Source organism: Nocardia farcinica (assembly GCF_029867845.1).
GTDB lineage: Bacteria > Actinomycetota > Actinomycetes > Mycobacteriales > Mycobacteriaceae > Nocardia > Nocardia farcinica_A.
Map to the genome: position 1 here is coordinate 1 of NZ_JARWRU010000666.1, position 1,164 is coordinate 1,164.

Here is a 1,164-nt window from a genome sequence, read left to right on the forward strand (position 1 = left end):
ACGTGGTGTTGAGCCTGCCGGTCGCCGCGCGCACCACCGTCGCGCTGCGCCGCTCGGCGGGCGTGCTGTCCAATGTGGTGCCGCTGCGCTTCGGCTTCGACGCCGCGACCACCGTCGGCGACAAGGTGCGCACCGCGGAACTGGAGATCACCGGCGCGTTGCGTCACCAGCGCTACCGGCACGAGGACATCCGCCGCGACTGCGGTTACTCGGCCAACACCCGCGGGTTCTTCGGTCCGATGGTCAACATCATGATGTTCAACAACGAGCTGCGCTTCGGCAGCTCGGTCGGCGAACTGCACGTGCTGTCCACCGGCCCGGTCGAGGACCTGTCGGTCAACATCTACAACGGCGAGGGCAAGGTCCACCTCGACTTCGAGGCCAACCGGCTGCTCTACGCCGAACGCGAGGTGCACGCCCATCACGAACGCTTTCTCGACTACCTCGGCCGGTTCCTGACCGCGGGCCGGGGGACCACCGTGCGCCACCTGCAGGCGATCACCCCCGCCGAGCGCGAGCTGGTGCTGCGCACCTGGAACGACACCGAGACGCCGGTCCCCGAGGACACGCTGGTCTCCCTGTTCGCCGAGCGCGCCGCCCGCTGCCCGGACGCGGTGGCCGTGGAATTCGAGGACACCGCCCTCACCTACGCCGAGTTCGACGCGCTGACCAACCGCCTGGCCCGCCTGCTCGTCGAGCGCGGCGCCGGCCCGGAGACCGTGGTCGCGCTGTGCCTGCCGCGCGGCATCGAACTGGTCGCGGGCATGTACGCCGTGGTGAAGACCGGCGCGGCCTATCTGCCGCTCGACCCGGACCACCCCGCCGAACGCCGCGACGGCATCCTCGACCAGGCGGGCGCGCTGTGTGTGCTGGTCGCCGCCCGCGACGGCCTGGAGCCGCCCGCCCGCATCCCGGCGCTGGCCGTGGACACCGCGCCCCTGGAGCGCTGCTCGCCCGCCCCGCTCACCGACGCCGACCGCACCGCGCCGCTGCGCCCGCAGCACCTGGCCTACGTGCTGTTCACCTCCGGCTCCACCGGCAGGCCCAAGGGTGTGGGCATCAGCCACGCCGCCATCGTCAACCGGCTGCGCTGGATGCAGCACGAGTACCCGCTGGACGAGACCGACGCCGTCCTGCAGAAGACCCCGGCCACCTTCGACGTCT

General features: G+C 71.7%; 1 protein-coding gene. It reads left to right on the top strand.

Going from position 1 to position 1,164, the window contains the following annotated elements:
* A partial coding sequence (locus tag QH283_RS14705) for an AMP-binding protein (RefSeq protein ID WP_280503561.1) occupies positions 1 to 1,164 on the top strand: 1,164 nt, incomplete at both ends.